We start from the raw sequence: 18973 nt of genomic DNA on the forward strand, positions 1-18973 counted from the left end.
TGCGATTCGAGCCTGTTAGCCGAAACGCTTGAAAGGAAAAAAGTAGTGACGATGCACAAAGTAATCTGGATGAAGCGTTACCGCGCAAGGTTGATTTTTGTCATCTGTCTCATCGTGGCTATCGCTTTGGTGGTTCTCGCGCGGCTTGACACTTATGGTCTGGATCGCAGGGCCAGCGAACCTTTTGCATTCGACGCAAATGGACTGCGCCTGGCCGGCACGCTCTGGCTTCCTGACCACGCAGCGACAGCGGCAGTCGTTCTGGTTCACGGAGATGGCCCCCAGGATCGCACGTCGCAGCAAGGTTACGATCCCCTCATCAATGCGCTTCTCGATGCAGGTATCGCGGTTGCTTCGTGGGATAAACCAGGCATTGGGGCGTCGCAGGGGAATTGGCTCAGCCAGTCCATGGCTGATCGCTACGTGAACGCGCGCAGCGCGTTGTCCGCCTTGCGCAGTAAGCTGCAAGGAATCCCTGTCGGTGCGCTTGGGTTTTCTCAAGCCGGCTGGGTACTGCCCCGATTTGCGTCGGGTGAGGCGGACTTTCTTGTGCTTGTCGGAGGTGCGGTATCCTGGCAACGGCAAGGTGATTATTACACTCGGACGCGGTTGCAACGCACAGGGATGTCCGAGCGTGACATTGACACAACGATGGCTGAGATGGCCGCCGCCGATGATCGCTTGTTTGCCTCTTCGCAGGTGCCGTCGGCTGCTCTTCTGGACGGTATAAGCCCAGAACGATGGGCTTTTGTACGGCGAAATGTGCACGAAGATGCGACCAGCGCCTTGAAAAAACTCGATATACCACTCCTTGCGTTGTGGGGGGCGGACGATCTGAATGTCGATCCCGAAGCCAACCCAGCCCTCTATCGAAAGACAGTTGGGGGCAACCATCCAGCCAACCGGATTGAAGTCATACCGGATGCAACTCATGGGCTACTGAGGGCGGCGTCTTACAACACCCAACTCACCAGCGAATGGTCCTGGTTCACCACGATGAGGTTCCTGATGGAAAGTCGTCATGCCTACGCACCAGGCGCCCTTGAAACGATAAACGAGTGGGTTCATGCAAGATCCGGCCAGTAGATGCGCTGGCTGCTAGCAGTTCGACTGCATGCGGCCAACCACTCGGCAAGCGATGCAGGAGCATCAAGGGTTTTGATTGTCGAGGTGCCGTTTAAACGCGTCGAGCGCAGTAACAATCAGAGGGCCTATCACCGGGTCGGTGGTGATGCCCTCGGGGCTCAACTCGCTGGACAGGAGGTTAACCGACATCGACGCCTCCTCGATGACGCGGGCGGACATCGTATCCAGGACCAGCCGCAATGCGGCTTGCGCATGACTGGCTCTGGGTGAAGCGTTGAAAAGCGCGACAGGCTTGCCTGGGAACTCTTCACTGCTCACGAGCCAATCGAGCATGTTTTTGAATGCGCCGGGAATACCTCGAGCGTACTCGGGGCATGAAAACAACAGCCCATCCGCTTGCCCGATAATTGAGCGTAACTCAATGATTGTCTCGGGGGGATCCTCGAGCAGATCCGGGTTGAAGTGAGGCAATTTACCGATACCGTCGTACTGTGCGACCGATACCCCTTCGGGGCATAGACGCTCCGCTGCTTGTAGCAAAATTGAGTTGGAGGAGGCCTGACGCAGACTTCCCGAGACAGCAAGCAAACGCACCATTTCAGCACCGTTCGTGGTTCATCAAGCGGTGAAGTTTCGCACGAGCCGAACCGCATGCACCATTGCGGCATAGCCATGCGGCAATGGACATGTTCTTCCCGCTTGCGGCTACGAACGAATGTGTTTACAGGATGAAAATCTATTCATTGGATTCAGGGAGAGGGTTGGTCGGATATATAGGCGAACCCGTCATCGCACCGAGCGCATAAGCAGCGCCCGCTTGGCTGACGCTGGCGTGCAAGTCTGCGGACTACTGGCGCAGTTGTTTTGGGGAGGCGTTCAACAGGCGGCGCACAAGTCGCCGTAGGGCCGTGGCATCCTGGTATCCCACCTGTTCGGCGATAGATTCAACGGAATATCTGCTGGTTTCCAGCAGCACACGGGCCCGGTTGAGTTGCACACGCTGGATCAAATATTGGGTTGAAAGGCCGGTAGCTTTTCGAAGGTGTCGGGACAGCGTTCGCTCAGACATGTCGGCGTACGCTGCAAGGCTCGGGACACTGGGCGGATGGGGCAGGCATGTTTCGATGTAGGCGGTGAGGTTAGCGACCAGTGTATTGCCCTGGGCCATGATTGCTGGGTTGATGAAGGGGGACTGTAGCTGTCGGCCGTCGAGCAGAAGCGCTTTGCCCACATAGTCGGCGAGCTCCGGCGACAGGCGTCTGCGCAGCAGGTGCAGCATCAGGTCAGTTTGCGCGAAGGCCGCGCCTGCGGTCGTCAAGGGTGGGTCGCAGAGCACCATGACGTTGGGGTCGACAATGCAGTCAGACGCGATGCTCGACAGCCAAGGGGCGAGCCACCAGGAGGTCGTTACCTGTCGACCATCGAGTAATCCTGCGGCATTCAGGAGAAAGACCGCCGAGCACGACGCTGCAATCTCCCTGCCTTTATCCGCATGAGCCTTCAGCGCCGGCAGTATCTGACGTACCCAGTCTTCCTCAAGACGCTGCAGCAGCGTGTCGAAGTCGCTGATGCCAAGGCCTGGAATGACCCAGCAGGAGTTGTCCTCGACGTCTGTTGTCAGTTCGTCAACCAACAGGTGCATGCCGTGCCCTAGCACAACCAGCCCCGACTGCGGCCCACAAACTCGCCAGCGTGGCACGGCAAGGCCGTGCCGTTGCGCAAGTGTTGCGGCGGTGCCGAGGATGTCCAGGGTCGCTGCGACGCTTGAAGCGAACGCCCCAGGAAAGATGAGAATAGTGAAATCGTACATTGTCCGATTGTGCCCGAAAACAGACGAATCGGTCACTTATGCGCTGAAGAGATAACTGGCCCAATGGCGTTTCCAGTTAACAATGAGGTTTCGCCATGCCAAACATTCTGATCAAAGTACCTACCGGAGCTTTCAATCAGCCACAGCGCCAACAGCTGCTTCGACGCGTGAGCGATGTGGCAATGGTTAACGAGCATATGGGCGATGCCCCTCAACAGCGTGCGTTGTGCTGGGTGCTCATCGAGGAAGTTCAGGCTGATGAATGGCTGTGTGGGGGCGTTGCTCCTCATGCCCGGTTTGTCCCATGCATGGTCGTCGTCAAGGTACCTGCCGGCGTTCTGGATGCGCCGATGCGCCAGCGCTACGTGCGTGAACTGCATGGCGCACTACAATCGAGCCAGGCAGTGGGGGATCAGCGCCAGTTGCTGAGCTCTATACAGATCCAGGAGGTTGTTGACGGAACCTGGGGGGCGAATGGTGATATTTGGCATTTGGCCGACTTCGCCCGTGCAGCCGGATACGGGCATCTATAGGCCCTCCAGACAGCTTACATCTGAACCTCCATGTCTTCTTACGTGCCCCTGTCTTCAGTTGAAATGTCGTCACCGTCACCTGGGCGGCGTCAGCCCCGAGGCATTCGAAAGTGCCTCACTTCGAGGCTGGAAAACATCTACGGAGGCGGGGGCGATTCACTGGGCGAGCCACGTACTTTCTTCGTACGGGCCAGTGTCGGGTTCTGACTCTGGGAGGAAGGAGAAAAGTCGCAGCACCACGCTGTGTTTTTTTTCGCGTATTGATCCGATCTCCTACCGATCAGTCGGCGATTTGATGCCGACTGGAGGAACTGAATCAGACATGTCCGCCACACAGAGGTTGCCTGCATTCCCTTATTGGAAGCCGGTGAACCCTGTAATACAGCCGGACTGGAGATTCAAAAAATGGCGGTATCAGCCCTCGATAAATCCGTGTCTCATTCGCCCCCTAATTCGTCGTCCTCCAAAGCCGAGACCAAGGTCAAGGACACTGTCACCTCCCAGGGTGATGGGCAAAAAGGCGCACGTATCGCATTCAACCCGGGCGGCGACAAACCTGGCAAATTGTTTGCCAACAAAGAGCTTGCCCAGCACCGAGAAGGTGGGAGCGGGGCGCAGGGTGAAAGTCGACAGACACCGGCGTCTGGGACCCTCAGCCAAATCACGCAAAAAATGAAGGGCTGGTGCGGTGGGCAGCGACCGCCCAAGCCGGTCCCCTGCAAGCCCGACCCTTGCTACAGCAAGCCGCCGGAGCGACCTACGCCGTGCAAGCCTGACCCTTGCTACGGCAAACCACCGAAGCCGCCCAAGCCGGTCCCCTGCAAGCCCGATCCTTGCTACAGCAAGCCACCAGAGCGACCTACGCCGTGCAAGCCTGACCCTTGCTACGGCAAACCACCGAAGCCGCCCAAGCCGGTCCCCTGCAAGCCCGATCCTTGCTACAGCAAGCCACCAGAGCGACCTACGCCGTGCAAGCCTGACCCTTGCTACAGCAAGCCACCAGAGCGGCCTACGCCGTGCAAGCCCGACCCTTGCTACAGCAAGCCGCCGGTGTGCCCCACGCCCTGCAAGCCTGATCCTTGCTACGGCCACAAGCCCGACCCTGTGTACTCACAGAAGAGCAACGACGATCTGGCGCGCCAGCTGTTGAACAACTTCGATGCCTTCAAGGATCCGAAAACGCCGTGGTTCGTCACCACGCAGGGTCTTTCGGACATGGCCAACAAGCCGTTGACCGGTAACCCCGCCCAGGATCAGAACATCCGCCTGGCGCGTGAGCTGTTAAGGCGCCCGGAAGTGGTGAACGCATTGGATCGACACAGCTCCACCGGCGCGCTGGATGGCCTGATCGACCGGCAAAAAATTCAGATGACCCTCAGCAGCCAAAGTCCTTTGAAATACCAGGATGACTCGCGGTTGGCGCAAGAGATGCTCGAGCATTTCGAGGGGTTGGAGGACCCGGCCAACCCGGGCTTCATCAGCATCGACAAGTTGCACGGGCTCGCCTCGTGGCCGACGAGCGATCCGGTTCATGGACGCCTGGCCTGGATTGCGCAGGAAGTCCTCAAGCGCTCCGAGGTGAAGGAAAACATGGGCGGTGGGGATTACTGGGGCAGGATTCACTGGGACACATTGCGCCAGATGTCCCGCGGATAAACGTGCACCGCAGAGTAATTCATTGAGCGGGAGAATCGCCACGAACCCCTCGTGGCGCATTCCCTTGGGGGGCCCTATGACTTCGACTTCGTTCAACGCTGGTCAGTCTGGATACCGACAGTCTGCCAGCGATCAAACCCATGCGGAGGCTCAAGAGCCCACTTGCGACAAAGCCCCCGCGCAAATACTCCATGCTTATGAGACCCAGCGCATGAAGGACTTTGCCGGTCAGCGCAGGTTCCAGGCGCCAGTGGCTGACGATTTTGCCCGAGGCATGCTTGCGCCCGGCCAGGAACTTGGAAGGGACGCTCAACCCCTGGCGTCGCTTCGTGGTGTCATGGTCTCGGTGATGATTGGGCTGAGGTCCATGTGCAGTGGGCAAAAGGCCGAAAACAACCGCGCGGCGCCTCCTCACGACCGCGACTGATCGGCCATCGTGGTGCGTGCGTTTACATGCTGTCATCGCTATTCGCTCGTCCCCCGGAACTATTGCGATCGCCCAGCCACACATCGGTGGCTTGACTGGTATCCATCCGCGGATCTCGGCCACCTTGGCAGTGGGCGCCAGACAAGCTCGGATCTGGAAAAAGTTGGAGATAATGCATGAAAATTGATGGTGCAATACCTCTCGGGCGGCCAGCGGCCATGGGAGGGGCAGAGGTGCAACCGGTTTTGCCGGCGCCCGTTGTTCACACGCCGTGCGAGGAACCCAGTCTCGCACCGGATGCGCGGCCACGGCGTCCGGTGCTGTTGCGTGGGGCCTTGTCGGCGTTGCGCTACCAGGCATTACAAAATCCACCGGCTGCGCGCGCGAATACGGTCCCACCCGGTCCTCACTCCACCGATAGCCAGTTGGCGGGCGAGCTGGAGAAAAACTTTGGTGAATTGCACTCGTTTTTCAAGGAAGGGCGCCTGACGCAGTCGTCCTTGCATCGCATCGCTGCTGAAGCGTTGAGGGGAGAGTAATGTGCGGGACCGCATGATCCTGATGGTCAGGGAAATTCTCAAGCGTCCGCCTCTTAACGACGCAATCATCGATTGCGAGGGGTACATCACTCGCGACAGCTTGAGGGTGGCTGCTGCAACGCTGCTGGGCAACAGTACGCCAGGGGCCTTCAGCCAGGATCCTTTCCAGGGGCAGGGCAATGCCCTGGTTGTCGAGGCCCTGCAAGGTCATTTCACACAATTGAAAGACCCGACCAAGGATCGCAAGTTTTTTTTTGAAGCGCTTGAGTACGTGGAAATTGCGCTGCTCAAAACCGTGATGAATGACCCCGATGCCATTGATTCACTGGGCCTGCCCATATTGGAGCCTTGCACTGGCCTGCCCAGGAAGAAGTACAGCGAACATTGCGTGTACATGGCGAAAAATATTATCGAGCGCCCGGGGTTACTGCGTTCGCTGGAGCGTGCCAACCACACGCGCCTGTTTGGTTGGCCCCGGTATGAGGGTTGGCTCAGCAATAAGAGTCTTGAACGCTGGCTTGAACAGTACAAGGCGCATAAGGCCAGGTAGCCCTCGATCCGGGCTTATTGCCTTGAGTGGCCTTATACCTTGAGGATCTTGCCACTGATGGCCACACCCGCCAGCAGCAGCGCGATCAACACAAAGGCGGTGCTCAGGCTACTGCCGTGGGCGATAAAGCCGATCATCGCCGGGCCTGCGAGTATGCCGGCATAGCCGAGGGTGGTGATGGCTGGCACGGCGATATGTTCAGGCATGACGGTCTGCTTGCCGACCGCGGTATACAGCACCGGCACGATATTCGAGCAGCCGGCGCCCACCAGGGCGTACCCCAGCAGTGCGGTTTCCCACGCAGGGAGCAGGGTGGCCAGTAACATGCCCGTGGTGGCCAGCGCACCACCGATCATGATGACGCGGGTGGCGCCCAGACGCCGCACGATCGCATCACCGGTCAGGCGTCCGGCCGTCATGGTCAAGGCAAAGGCCGCATAACCCAGGCCGGCATAGGCTTCGTCCAGGCCGCGTTCGGCGCTGAGGAACACCGCGCTCCAGTCGAGCACGGCCCCTTCGGCCAGAAACACGATAAAGCACAGGCAGCCGATAAACAGCACGACGCCGTGCGGCACCGCAAAGGCCGGCCCCGAGCTTTCACTGCCATAGGGCAAGAAGTGTGGCCCGGCCTTGAGCAGTGCTGCCGCCATGATGACGATCACTACCAGGGTCGCCTGCAAGGGCGACAAGCCCAGCCCCAGCATCCCGGCAACGCCCGCAGCGCCGACGATGCCTCCCAGGCTGAACAAACCATGGAAGCCCGACATCATGGTTTTGCCGCTGGCGCGCTCAACGATCACCGCTTGCAGGTTGACCGTGGAATCCACCGTGCCCAGGCCTGCGCCAAACAGGAACAGCCCGGCGATCAACAAGGGGATCGAACTGACGGTGGCCAGCATCGGCAGGGCCAGGCAGATCAGGATCGTCCCGGCGGTCAGTACGCGTCGGCAACCGTAGCGCGAGGCCAGCGCGCCCGCCACGGGCATGGCAATGATCGAACCCACCCCCAGGCACAGCAGCAACAGGCCAAGCGTGCCTTCATTCAACTGCGCGCGCGCCTTGGCATACGGTACCAACGGCGCCCAGGCGGCGATGCCGAAGCCAGCGATAAAAAAAGCGATACGGGTCGACATTTGTTCCAGCCGACCGGGAACCACGGGCGCTGGGGTGGGGATGGCAGTCATGAAAAATCCTTGGTCTTGCGTTCAATGAACGATGTCCGGCGCGACATCCTTGCATATCAAGCCGTATCGAGCGAGTCAGGGTTCCCCTGGTTTCAGGTTTGCTGCCCAGGCGGTGAATTCTTTTTTTACAAACACGGAACGCTGTGGACCTGATTTGCCACACAGAGCCTGTCGAGTTTGTAGGAGGTGGCCTGGAAGATGTGTAATTCCTGTGAGAATGGATGAACCCCAGCTTTCTTGTGGTGGATGACCACCTTCCAGCCCACCTCCCACAGCTCGACCATTCTGTAATACGCTGCTGCCCCGGTGAGTAGGCAACTGGATGGACGAGCTGATGAAAGTTCTCAGGCAGGCGGCAGCATGACCCTGTTCTACGATGCACGCGGCAATATCTATGGGGTAGTCAACCCCGCCTTTTTGCGCAGCCGGGGTGTGGGTGTGCCCGATAGCGCCGCCCTCGCGGCGAGTAACCGGGAGGCATGGACGGCATCGGCCATCGCTTCCGAATGCGGTTGGGGTTCATTGCCGCGTCCGGCCGACGCCAAGGCCCATCGCTGTGATGGGCTGCTGGTCGGGCCGTTTCAGGCTGAGCCGCCGTTCGATCTGTTGATCGTCAATACCGATGGCTCCCTCGCCGAGCGCAGTGGCAACGGCTTGACCATCTTTGCGCAGGCGTTGACCGACCAGGGGTTGATGACCCAGGGCTGTGAACTGCGGGTGCATCACGACAAATCGGATGCCGCGTCGCCGGTGGCTACGTCGGTCGAGCCCGCACGGTATGGGCAGGTCGATGGGTTCTGGCTGGCCTTGGGGCAGCCTGAGTTCGGGCCCTTGGCCGTGGGGGCGGTGGGCGTCGAGCCCGTGCGGGTGGAGGCGCATGGGTTCAGCCGGGTGGACACGTTGGTGGCAATCAATCCGCAATGGGCCTGCAGTCAGTTTGTGCGGGTCGGCAACCCTCATTGCGTCACACTGGTCGACCAGGTTTCGGCATTGCCGGACAACCCGTCGATGCACCAGCCCGCATTGTTCCTCGCCCTGCAAGCCGTTGCCTTCGCACCACCTGTCGGTAGCGGCCAACCCTGTGCCGCCGGCATTAACCTGCAATGGGCGGCGCGTGATCACGGCAACCGGGTGTTGGCGCGAGTCTTCGAACGGGGCGAGGGACCTACGGCGTCGTCGGGCACCAGCGCCAGCGCTGTGGCATGCGCGGCGTGGCGGGCCGGTTGGGTTGAGGGCGGTGAAGTGGCCGTGGTCATGCCGGGCGGCACGGCGCCAGTGCGCTTGCAAACGCAGGCCGAACGCTTGCTCGGCGTCAGCCTGTTTGGGACGGCGCGACCACTCCCCGCAGCGTAGGGGAACCCTTGGCGGCTTTAATTGATGTGGGCTAGTTCTTTAGCGGTTAGTTATTTAGATGTAAGCCTGTGTCGTACTTTTCTTATTGTTGATCACTGGTTGAGTGGCTGTATTTAATATTTAGCAAAAGACACTTCCATCCTCATCGTACGAATATTCTGTTTTATTTCTGACCGGCCGAATTTCCGCCGGAGACGCTAAGCTTTCGGGCGTTCAGGCGCTTTTTCTCTGCAACTCGATCGATGTTGCGAGAGAGGGTATTTCAGTCAGAAAGTGGATGGCGGGTAACAACGGATGGTTAATGCGTTTGTTTCGTCACGTTTCAAATTAATAGTTCCAGGCATAAATACAGACTTTCAAGTACTGGCTTTCAACGGCAGCGAGGCCGTCGATCAGCCGTACTTCATTGAGGTGCAACTCGTCAGCGAAAACCCCTCCCTTGACCTGGAGCGTTTGCTTCACCAACTTGCCTATCTGGACTTTGGCGAGGCCGATCAAGGCCTGCATGGGCAGGTCTACGCCATTGGCCGGGCTGATCCGGGTGTTCGGCTCACCCGCTACCACCTCACCCTGGCACCGCGCCTGGCCAGCCTGGCCTACCGGCGCGACCAACGCATCTTCCAGCAGCGCAGTGTGCCGCAGATCATCATGGCCGTCCTCGAGCACCATGGCATCCTGGCCGACGCCTATGCCTTTGAGCTCGGCCCGGTGGTCTATCCGCCGCGCACATTCTGCGTGCAATACGCGGAAACCGACCTGCACTTCATCCAGCGCCTATGTGAAGAGGAGGGGATTCACTACCATTTCCGCCACAGCGTGAACAATCACCTGCTGGTGTTCGGGGATGACCAGACGGTGTTTCGACGCTTGCCACAGCAGCGTTACTGCGCCTCGCCTGATCCGACGACCGAGGCGCGGGGCGTCCAGCGTTTCGACAGGCGCCTGGAAACCCGCAGCCGGCAAACGGTGCGCCGCGATCATGACTTCGAACACCCAGCGTTGCGCCTGCAGAACCAGGCCGGCACGGTGTCTGCGCAACCGCTGGAAGACTATGACTATCCCGCTGGTTTCACTGGCCATGCGCGGGGTGTGCAATTGGCGCGTCGTGGCCTGGAGCGCCATCAGAGCGACCGTCATCGGGCATCGGGCCAGAGCGATCAACCCGTATTGCGCAGCGGTCATTTCCTCGACCTGCGTGACCATCCGGACCCGGTCTGCAATGACTTGTGGTTGCTCACCTCGGTGCGTCACGAAGGTTATCAACCGCAAGTACTTGAAGAGGCGGTATTTGCGCCAGGGGCCTTCCAGGGCTATCGCAACCGCTTCACCGCGACGCCCTGGCGCGCGGTGTATCGTCCGCCCCTCAAACATGCCAAGCCAACCATCAAGGGCAGCCAGACCGCTACGGTGACCGGGCCTGCGGGGGAGGAGGTGCATTGCGATGCCTATGGCCGGGTCAAGGTGCGCTTTCATTGGGATCGCCTGGACCCGACGGATGATAAAAGCAGCGCCTGGGTGCGCGTGGCCACCGGTTGGGCCGGTGCCGGGTTTGGCGCCATGATGATTCCCCGGGTCGGCATGGAGGTGCTGGTGACCTTTCTTGAAGGCGACCCCGACCAGCCGCTGATCAACGGCTGCCTGCCCAATGCGCTACGCCTGCCGGCCTATTCGTTACCGCAGCACAAGACCCGTAGTGTGCTGCGTACCTGCAGTTCCCCGGGAGGCGCAGGCGGCAACGAGCTGCATCTGGAAGACCGGTGCGGCGAGGAGCTTATTTACCTGCGCGCCCAACGTGACCTGGAACAACAGGTCGGCCATGACAGCCGGCTGGAGGTGGCCGGGGAGCGACGCGAGATCATCCACGGGTTAAGTACGGTCCGCCTGGATAACGAGGAGCATCGTCACATCACCGGTGATCGCAAGGTGGTGTTGCAGGCGAACGACCACCTTGACGTACAGGGCGAGAGCCGGACCTATGTGAAGCAGACCCTGGTGGTCGAAGCCGGACAACAGGTGCATATCAAGGCCGGTGCCAACCTGGTGATCGATGCGGGCGCACAACTGAGCCTCAAGGCTGGCGGAGAGCACCTGGTGCTGCAGGCAGGAGGGATTTTCAGCAGTCGGCCCATCAGCCTTGGCGGCTCACCGTCCGAAACCCGTGCTGCGAATGCCTCGCCTGTTACCGGCAGCCTGAAAGTCGCCGCCGTGCAAGGCGTCATCATGGACCTGGCGCGGCAACTGGGCGCGGACTTCTGCCCCCTGTGCGAACGCTGCCGTGAAGGCCAATGCGACATGACCGGGAGGGCGGCTTGATGCCGATGCTTCCCAACCGCTGGATGGCCCGACAACAACAGGCAGGACGCCGGATATGCCTGATGCTCGATGGTTACAGCGCGGCCCGCCAGCCCATGTTGGCGGCCCGCGACCTGTCGCACTATCGCTGTCTCTACAGCGAGACCGTCGCGGCAGAACTGGCGAACACGGGCCCCGTACTCCTGCTGCTGGGGCCGATGAGCGAGCCCGCATTGGTCGACCTGTTGCAACACCCCGAAGCCAACTGGGGGTGGCTGGGCAGCCTGCCTGACGACGACTTGACCGGTGTGACAGCGCATTGGCGCGAGCGGCTGATGGTCTGGCCCGAAGGGGAGCAGGCGCTCTACCGTCTTCACGATAATCGCACCCTGGCCCGTGCCCTGGCCTACCTGCCCACAGCGCTGTGGCCGGAATTCCTCGGGCCACTGATCAGCGTGTGCTACTGGCACGAAGGAGGTTGGCGCCATGGCGAAAACCCTGCCCCCGGCCACTACCCGGTGCCTGTGCCGGCGCCATGGCTGAACACCCCGAACCCTCAGGCCGACGCCATCCTGCACGCCAATATCCTGCGATACCTGCTGGCCGAACACAGTGAAGACCTTGCCGCACTGGTCGAGTTTCAAGACCCCAGGGCGTGGCTGAGCCAAGTGCTGGAGCAGGCTCGCGCCTGGCAATGGCACGCGCCGGAGCAGCTGGAATTCCTGGTGGTTCGACGGCTGAAGGAGGCGACTCGCAACCGTGTGATCTGTTGGCAGCCGCGAGCGGGTGAGGCGCCAGGGGAGCATTTTGAACGGCTGGTGGAGCAATGGCGTGGGGAGGAGCGCAACCATGAGTAGATGGATAGGCGGTGCGTTGTTAGTTGTTGCCCTGGTGTGGCTCCCTGGGTGTACGGGGAAGAGAGGTGAGCATTTTACGCTGGAGGTGGATATGCCGGCGGAGTTCAAAGTCAAAACGGCGGCTAACTACCATCCCGCCCCTGGTGAGACTTGCACGTTGCCGCAGCGCCGGGGCAGGCGTCCTGAGCGCAAGGTGTTTTTTACTGAATACAAACCCGTGGCCAGTCGGGTGAGTTATGAGCTGCCGCTGACTGAAACAGTAGACGGCTGCCCGCTGGCCGTGAGTAGTGTGGTGTTTGATTTTTATGCGAAGTGGGGCAAGCGGGATACGGATGTTGGGGGGGATATTGCAGGTATCTCCATTCGAGATCGCCGGGAAGTTGACGTGCCTATGAAGCTTGACGCGGATGTTCTGGAGTTGTCGAGGCAATGCCAGTGGCACTTCCGGACGGTGGGGCCTCACCACGCGATCAGGAAAATTCTGTTATGCAATGCTCTGGATGCGGTGGGCCGGCCACAAAAAAAATCAGCTGCTGCTGTTGCGCAACGAGATCAGTTATCAGGCAAGACACTTAGGCTCGTATTAACTGTTACTGAAGAAGAGTTACCTGCTTTTGATGATAGATGGATAAGTGTTCCTGGAGGGTGGAGGCGTTGCAAAGGTAAGAGTGTCGAAGATTTGTCTGCCTATTGCAGCGGCAATACAACGGACTTTAAACCTATAAAAATGCCGGAGGGGCGCATCTGTGACGTCTATCCAACGTGCATGTAACAAGGAGAGTATTGATGAAGCTGGACGCATGGAAGCAACCTTTTTTCAATGACAAGATGCTGGCTTGCTCAATGCGAGGACATTGGGTGAGTTTTTGTCTGGTAGATGAAGCGGGTAGTGGGAAGGCATACGGCGGCCTTTCATTCACGGCCTACGACAGTACAGGGTGCCAATACGAAGGCAGATTGGACGGTGAGGGATTCGCAAAACTGCAGGACTTCTACTGTGGTCCGGTGATTCTCCTGTTAGATGAACGATATTCTGGAACAGAAGAACCTTACGCTCGGCTGAGCAAGCGCCTGACCTACAAGCTGCCTATCACTGAACTTCAAACTCGGGCCGAGCAATCACACTTTTCCAACGCTGATGGTCGGCGCATTGATGGCAATCCAGCGCGGCAACAAGCGGATAGGTTTTATCAGGTTGAAGTGAGTGACTTGGTTCGCCATATCGCTCATTTACCGGCGGTGGTGCCTACGGCCTGCCGCCCACAGCCCCACGCGCTGAAAATGATGGCTGATCTGGGATTTGGTCCGCCTCAGCCGACACTGTCGGGTGTCGTACTTTTCCCCAATCAACATAGTGTATTGGAGGTTCGGCCATTGCGGGCCTTGCGTCTGCTGCTTTCCATCGATGACCGGTTTTGTGCCTTGAACCTTTACCAGTTGGCGCTGATGTCTGCGTTGAGTTATTGCGATTTTGGTCAACACCCTGCTGAACGGCCAGTTGATCAAGTCAAGTTCCCGTTCGATCCCTCTGTTGGAAATCTATTTGCCGACAAGTTGTCTGGGTACCGAGAAGCCTGGCGAATTGATCCCGAACAGGCACAGCGTTTTTATCCTGTTTATGAGGATGTGCCTTACTCCAAGCGCTTCGAGATCTTGCCCTTTGATCCTGAGTTGTATCCACAAAACCGTCCGGAACTGAAGGACGATCAGGAACACCCGGCACGCATGCACTTTTTTGATGATGAGGCGTTTGGTACTGACACCCAGGCTTTTATCACGCATCACGATGAGGTGATCTTGATCGCTGTGCGAGGTACCTACAGTCATACTGATGTACTACGTGACGCCAACGCCCATCAGGTTGTTTTCGCCGACGGTGTAGGCAAGGTGCACGAGGGGTTTTATCTGGCTTACCGGGCAATGCGTGATTTTGTATTGCGCTATCTCGACCAGTTTTACGAAGGACAACGAATCGTTATATGTGGTCACAGCCTGGGCGGCGCTATCGCGTTGCTGCTTTCGGAAGGACTACGCCGTGTGCCGGAGGTCAACTACGATGTCCTCCTCTACACCTACGGCGCCCCCCGCGCCGCCGATTCCAAATTCACCGACGGTGCCTCAGCCCTGGTCCACCACCGGATCGTCAACCATAACGATCCCGTCCCCAGTGTTCCCGCGCCCTGGATGAACACTACCGCCAAACTCTGGATCCCCGGCGCCGTGACGTTATTCAGTGCCCCTACGCCCGGGGGCCTGTTGTTCGCCGCTGGCCTGGTGCGGGTTGGTGGCAATCCCTACCAACATCATGGCGAACAGCAGCACTTCATGCCGATCACATTGGAGGATGGCACGCAGGCGTCGGTGTTGTGGAAACCCGGTTGTGAGTCCATCCAGGAGGCCGCCTGCAATCGTGTGTTGCAACTGCACGGCGATATGCCCGACCGTGACAACTTGCTCAAACAGCTGTTCCAGGCCGACCAGCATTTCATGACCGCCAGCTACATCCCCGCCGCCTGGGCCACGCTGCGCCGCTGGCAGCACACCCTGGAAAGCCAGGGGCCTTTGGTCACCCCGAGGGAATACGCGTTGCTCGACCATGCGCTGGAGACCATGCGCCAACAATTGCGCGACAAGAACCGCGAGCTTGAGCAGCGGCGTCCGCCGAACCAGCGTGGCCAGGCCCATGAGCACAATCAGGCTCTCAATGCCGAAATCGACCGCTTGAACACCAGCCGCGAGCGGCTGCACAGCCTGCGCTGGCGCCGTCTCGAGGTCCGTGACGTGTATGGCAGTCATAGTCACTCCGCCAGCCTGCAACCGAGTCTCAAGCGTTGGTTCAGCCACCGGGAAAACCGTGAGCGTTCGCCGGTAGCGAGTGTCCCGTCCCCCGTTCATGGCGACCGGGGGAGGGTGCACTCGCTGGATATCGACTCGATCGTTTAGCCCACTCTTTACAGGAACTCGACCTGCGCCGGCCGCCGCTTCATCAACACCTTGCCATGGCGGATCGAATACAGCGGCAGGCCCTGGCTGCGAATCACCTCATAATCGCTGTCGGCCGATAGGATCAACAGGTTGGCCGGCCGCCCAGGCTCCAGGCCGTAGCGCTCGCCCAGGGCCATGGCTTTGGCGCTGTTGTCGGTGACCAGGTCCAGGGCGCTTTGCAGGTTACGGTAGCCGAGCATATGGCAAATGTGCAGGCCGGCTTCCAGCACGCGCAGGATGTTGCCGTTGCCCAACGGGTACCAGGGATCGACGATGGAGTCCTGGCCGAAGCACACGTTCATGCCGGCTTCGAGCAGTTCGTTGACGCGGGTGACGCCACGGCGTTTCGGGAAACTGTCGAAGCGGCCTTGCAGGTGAATGCTTTCGGTGGGGCAGGAGACGAAGCTGATCCCGGAATGCCCCAGCAGGCGAAACAGTTTGGCGCAGTAGGCGTTGTCATAGGAACCCATGGCCGTGGTGTGGCTGGCAGTGACGCGGGCACCCATGTCACGGCTGCGGGCTTCCTCGGCGAGGACTTCAAGGAAGCGCGAGTGTGGGTCATCGGTTTCGTCGCAGTGCACGTCCACCAGGCAGCCGGTACGTTCGGCCAGGTCCATGAGGAACTTCACCGAACTCACCCCTTGGTCACGGGTGTATTCGAAGTGCGGGATGCCACCGATCACGTCGGCGCCCAGGCGAATGGCTTCTTCCATCAGTTCGCGACCATTGCGGTAGGACTCGATGCCCTCCTGGGGAAAGGCGACGATTTGCAGGTCGATCAGGTGCGTGCTTTCTTCGCGCACTTGCAGCATGGCCTTGAGCGCCGTGAGGTCCGGGTCGGTGACGTCGACATGGGTGCGAACATGCTGGATGCCATGGGCGGCGAGGGCCTGGATGGTTTTTTTGGCGCGCGTGCGGGTGTCTTCCTCGGTGATGGTGGCCTTGCGCTCGCCCCAGCACTCGATGCCTTCGAACAGGGTGCCGCTCATGTTCCAGCGCGGCTCTCCGGCAGTCAGGGTGGCGTCGAGGTGAATATGCGGTTCGACGAACGGTGGCGTCACCAGGTTACCGGCAGCGTCCAGGTCGTCGGGCCCTGCAGTTGGCGACCCCGTTTGCGCAGTGATACTGGCGATCCGGCCATGTTCCAGGTGCAGATCATGCAGGCCTTCACGGTGGCGCAGGCGGGCGTTGATGATGTGCATGGGCAAGTTCCTCTTGGCTAAAACAATCAGGCAGACAGCCGCCAGATCATCAGGGCGATACCGATGTCCAGGCGGTCGTATGAATTATCCAGCGTCAGCCCGCACAGGGCTTCGATGCGTTGGACGCGGTGCGTCAGGGTATTGCGGTGAACGGCCAGGCGCTGGGCGGCGGCCACAAGGTTACCATTCTCATGAAACCAGGCTTCCAGGGTCGGCATCAGGCTTGGGCCATGATGCCGGTCATGGCGCAGTAACGGGCCCAGGCGCTCATTGAGAAACTGATCGAGCAGCGCGCGATCGCGAACACCGCTGAGCAGTTTCAGCACGCCCAGTTCGTCATACACGCACAGCCCGGCGCGCTCGCTGAAGCGTCGCGCGGCGGTCAACGCCTGGCGTGCTTCCTCCTGTGCCAGGGCCAGGCGCGCAGGCGGATGGGCGGCGGCGCTCAGGCCGATAAACACTTTCAGGGGCGCCAGGCGCAGGTTCAATGGCTTCAACCAACTGGCCAACTGCTCGCGGTTGGCCAAGGCGGCAACGGCATCCGCGGCCGGCAGCAACAACGTCCATTGCCCGGCCCTCCCGAGGACGGGTATCGACGCCGAATACTGACGCAGGCGCCGAGTAATGCTTTCGTGTTGCCGAGCCAACTGCGCTTCCATGTGCCCGGCATCGCCCTGGGTAAACAATGCGTCGCTGCCCTCCAGCTGTAATTGCACCACTTGCCAATGCCCTGCCAGCGACAGGCCCAGTTGGGCGGCGCGGTGCAGCAGGAGGTCCAGGGATTGAAAGTCGCCGGCCAGCAAGCGTTCCAGCACATCGTGCCGCGAACGCCCCAGTTGTTCGGACTGGATCAGCGCCGAGCCGATCGCCTGGGTCACCAACACCATTTTCAACGAGTAGGGCTGCTCGATCAGGGGCAGGCCAGCGGATTCGGCGGCGTCCAGCAAGCGCTGGGGGATCACCTGGATATAGGCGGGGCCGGTCAGGATCACCAACCCGGCCACTTGGCGCTGACAGGCTTCGTCCAGCAGTTGCAGGAGGTTGGCCTCATCCCGGGGGTGGTTGATACCGGTGACGAACACCAGTTCACCGCCGAGCACCCATTCGGCGATCCCAGTGTTTTCGGCCACATACGGCCAGCGCACCACGTTATCCAGGCCGGCCGAGCCAGCGCGCAGGCGCATGGACTCCAGGCCCGGCAGGGCCAGCACATCGGCAAGGGTCAGGCTCATGCCTGGGCGTCAGCCAATGGCGTGCGCACACGCAGGACGGCGGTGAGCACCACGTAGGTCAGCGACGCCGCCACAATCCCCACCAGCGGCGCGACCCAGGGTGAGTTGAATGCCAGCAACGTACCCACGGCGTACGCCACCAGGCCCGGCCAGTTGAACGCGGGCAGGCGCGCCTCTGCCAGGCGCGGGTACTGGCCGCGATAGCGATAGAAGAAGTCCGCCATGATCACGCCGCCGATGGGCGGGATCACCGTGCCGAGCAGGATCAGGTAAGGCACCAGCAGGTCGTACATGCCCAGCAGGGCGAGCAGGGTGCCGATCACCGCACCGGCGAGGGTCACGGTCTTGCGACGTCGGGTGCGCAGCAGGTTGCAACCGGCGACGGCGAAGTTATAGATGGTGTTGTCCTGGGTGCTCCAGATGTTGAGCAACAGCATGGCCATCGCCGCCATGGCAAAACCTTGCAGCAGCAAGACTTCCACCACATCCGGTTGCTGATAGACGATGGCCCCATAGGCGCCGATCAATACCATCAGGCCATTGCCGACAAAGAAGCCGATCAGGCTGGCCAGTACCGCGACCTTGGCCGAGCGGGAAAACCGTGTCCAGTTGGTGGCCTGGGTCGCGCCGCTGACAAAGGTGCCGAACACCAGGGTGATCGCCGTGGACAAGTCCAGCGTACCGCTCGGCACCACCGCCAGCAGGCCGTCCAGCCCGCCGACCTTGACGGTCGCCACCCACATCGACAGAAACAGCAGAATGCCCATGGCCGGCACCGCGATGTACGACAGAATCTCCAACCCTCGATAGCCCACATAGGCCGTGGCGCAGAACACCAGGCCAAACAGCACCATCAGCGCCAGCACACTGCCCTGGCTCAGCTCGAAGTATTTGCCCAGCACCACGGCGGCCGTGGCGGTGCCCCAGGCATACCAGCCGATCTGGGTGAAACCGAGGATCAAGTCACTGAGCTTGCTGCCCACTTCGCCAAAACAGAAGCGTCCCATCAGCACTGAATTCAGCCCACTCTTGAAGGCGATGTAACCCAGGCCGGCGGCGTAGATGCCCAACAGCAGGTTACCCAAGGCCACGACGCCGAGCATGTCGATGAAACTGAAGGCCACCCCCAGCTTGCCGCCGGCAAACATGGTTGCGGTAAAAAACGTGAAACCCAGCAGCACCATGGCGGTCGACGCCAGCCCCTTGCGCGCATGCATGGGGACTTCGCTGAGGGGGTAATCGTTGCCTGGATCTTGCTGCGTCATGT

At 60.2% G+C, this 18973-nt stretch carries 16 protein-coding genes; 10 read left to right on the top strand and 6 right to left on the bottom strand.

Features of this window, described 5'->3' with window-relative positions; translation table 11 throughout:
• The first annotated feature begins 51 nt into the window (after nucleotides 1–51).
• A complete protein-coding gene (locus tag QU606_RS14055) occupies nucleotides 52–1086 on the top strand; it encodes a S9 family peptidase (RefSeq protein WP_051448915.1) in 1035 nt (344 codons plus the stop codon).
• Nucleotides 1087–1149: 63 nt separating this feature from the next.
• Here QU606_RS14055 and QU606_RS14060 read toward each other — a convergent pair whose 3' ends face one another.
• Together QU606_RS14060 and QU606_RS14065 are read right to left on the bottom strand one after the other, a co-directional pair.
• Entirely contained in the window at nucleotides 1150–1683 is a 534-nt protein-coding gene (locus QU606_RS14060; protein WP_304998470.1) for an NADPH-dependent FMN reductase, read from the bottom strand.
• 250 nt (nucleotides 1684–1933) lie between these two features.
• Nucleotides 1934–2896 (bottom strand): GlxA family transcriptional regulator, encoded by a 963-nt coding sequence (locus QU606_RS14065; protein WP_304998471.1) that lies wholly within the window; start codon nucleotides 2894–2896, stop codon nucleotides 1934–1936.
• 95 nt (nucleotides 2897–2991) lie between these two features.
• Between QU606_RS14065 and QU606_RS14070 the strand changes: the two genes are divergently transcribed.
• The 4 genes from QU606_RS14070 (at nucleotide 2992) to QU606_RS14085 (ending at nucleotide 6601) form a co-directional block, all read left to right on the top strand.
• Entirely contained in the window at nucleotides 2992–3429 is a 438-nt protein-coding gene (locus tag QU606_RS14070) for a tautomerase family protein (RefSeq protein ID WP_304998472.1), read from the top strand.
• 1104 nt (nucleotides 3430–4533) lie between these two features.
• The gene (locus QU606_RS14075) at nucleotides 4534–5085 is read left to right on the top strand and encodes a hypothetical protein (protein WP_304998473.1); all 552 of its coding nucleotides are present in this window, start codon (nucleotides 4534–4536) and stop codon (nucleotides 5083–5085) included.
• A gap of 603 nt (nucleotides 5086–5688) precedes the next feature.
• Nucleotides 5689–6051: a hypothetical protein gene (locus QU606_RS14080; RefSeq protein WP_024074450.1), complete on the top strand. Its 363-nt coding sequence runs from the start codon at nucleotides 5689–5691 to the stop codon at nucleotides 6049–6051.
• A gap of 1 nt (nucleotide 6052) precedes the next feature.
• Complete coding sequence (locus tag QU606_RS14085; RefSeq protein WP_024074451.1) at nucleotides 6053–6601, top strand: hypothetical protein; 549 nt, start codon at nucleotides 6053–6055, stop codon at nucleotides 6599–6601.
• 32 nt (nucleotides 6602–6633) lie between these two features.
• On the opposite strand, the gene QU606_RS14090 is transcribed toward QU606_RS14085, so the two are convergent.
• Nucleotides 6634–7785, bottom strand: coding sequence for an MFS transporter (locus QU606_RS14090; RefSeq protein WP_024074452.1), 1152 nt, complete (start codon nucleotides 7783–7785; stop codon nucleotides 6634–6636).
• Nucleotides 7786–8145: 360 nt separating this feature from the next.
• Here QU606_RS14090 and QU606_RS14095 point away from each other — a divergent pair, with 360 nt between their 5' ends.
• The 5 genes from QU606_RS14095 (at nucleotide 8146) to QU606_RS14115 (ending at nucleotide 15230) form a co-directional block, all read left to right on the top strand.
• Nucleotides 8146–9138, top strand: coding sequence for a diaminopimelate epimerase (locus tag QU606_RS14095; protein ID WP_304998474.1), 993 nt, complete (start codon nucleotides 8146–8148; stop codon nucleotides 9136–9138).
• A gap of 294 nt (nucleotides 9139–9432) precedes the next feature.
• Nucleotides 9433–11451, top strand: a complete 2019-nt coding sequence (gene tssI, locus QU606_RS14100) for a type VI secretion system tip protein TssI/VgrG (protein ID WP_304998475.1) — start codon at nucleotides 9433–9435, stop codon at nucleotides 11449–11451.
• Nucleotides 11451–12287 carry a DUF4123 domain-containing protein gene (locus tag QU606_RS14105; RefSeq protein WP_304998476.1) on the top strand — a complete coding sequence of 279 codons (837 nt, stop codon included), beginning with the start codon at nucleotides 11451–11453 and terminating at the stop codon, nucleotides 12285–12287. Before tssI ends, QU606_RS14105 begins: the two co-directional genes overlap by 1 nt.
• Nucleotides 12280–13059, top strand: a complete 780-nt coding sequence (locus QU606_RS14110) for a hypothetical protein (RefSeq protein ID WP_304998477.1) — start codon at nucleotides 12280–12282, stop codon at nucleotides 13057–13059. Before QU606_RS14105 ends, QU606_RS14110 begins: the two co-directional genes overlap by 8 nt.
• A 14-nt stretch (nucleotides 13060–13073) precedes the next feature.
• Nucleotides 13074–15230 carry a lipase family protein gene (locus tag QU606_RS14115; protein WP_304998478.1) on the top strand — a complete coding sequence of 719 codons (2157 nt, stop codon included), beginning with the start codon at nucleotides 13074–13076 and terminating at the stop codon, nucleotides 15228–15230.
• A gap of 8 nt (nucleotides 15231–15238) precedes the next feature.
• On the opposite strand, the gene codA is transcribed toward QU606_RS14115, so the two are convergent.
• Genes codA through codB form a run of 3 tightly spaced genes read right to left on the bottom strand, consistent with a single transcriptional unit; the run spans nucleotide 15239 to nucleotide 18971 of the window.
• On the bottom strand, nucleotides 15239–16474 hold the full coding sequence (gene codA, locus QU606_RS14120; protein ID WP_024074458.1) for a cytosine deaminase: 1236 nt from the start codon (nucleotides 16472–16474) through the stop codon (nucleotides 15239–15241).
• A gap of 26 nt (nucleotides 16475–16500) precedes the next feature.
• The gene (locus tag QU606_RS14125) at nucleotides 16501–17706 is read right to left on the bottom strand and encodes a PucR family transcriptional regulator (RefSeq protein WP_193690399.1); all 1206 of its coding nucleotides are present in this window, start codon (nucleotides 17704–17706) and stop codon (nucleotides 16501–16503) included.
• Nucleotides 17703–18971, bottom strand: coding sequence for a cytosine permease (gene codB / locus QU606_RS14130; protein WP_024074460.1), 1269 nt, complete (start codon nucleotides 18969–18971; stop codon nucleotides 17703–17705). Before codB ends, QU606_RS14125 begins: the two co-directional genes overlap by 4 nt.
• Nucleotides 18972–18973: the final 2 nt, after the last annotated feature.

Origin of the sequence: Pseudomonas sp. OVF7 (assembly GCF_030644265.1) — a bacterium.
GTDB classification, from domain to species: domain Bacteria; phylum Pseudomonadota; class Gammaproteobacteria; order Pseudomonadales; family Pseudomonadaceae; genus Aquipseudomonas; species Aquipseudomonas gorinensis.